This window comes from Lysinibacillus sp. GbtcB16, from assembly GCF_019091145.1.
Lineage (GTDB): Bacteria > Bacillota > Bacilli > Bacillales_A > Planococcaceae > Lysinibacillus > Lysinibacillus fusiformis.
Genome location: NZ_JAGXJV010000997.1, coordinates 1 through 212, shown reverse-complemented (window position 1 = coordinate 212; position 212 = coordinate 1). Strand labels below are relative to the sequence as shown.

The following is a 212-nucleotide window of genomic DNA, read 5'->3' as shown; positions in this document are numbered from 1 at the left end:
TCGGCGCTAAAGAGCTTAACTTCCGTGTTCGGTATGGGAACGGGTGTGACCTCTTTGCCATCATCACTAGACTATTTGAAAGACAATACTTATTATAACATATTTTATCAAAATTACAAGTATATTATAATAATTTTATTCTTTCAAAACTGGATAAACGGTTCATTGAATGCTTCAAACTTTTGGTTAAGTCCTCGATCGATTAGTATTCG

1 rRNA gene is annotated in these 212 nt (G+C 33.5%); it reads right to left on the bottom strand.

The features are described from left to right. Positions 1-71: ribosomal RNA gene (rrf, locus tag KVT27_RS26550) — 5S ribosomal RNA — on the bottom strand; the annotation flags it as partial. Between the last annotated feature and the right edge of the window lie 141 nt (positions 72-212).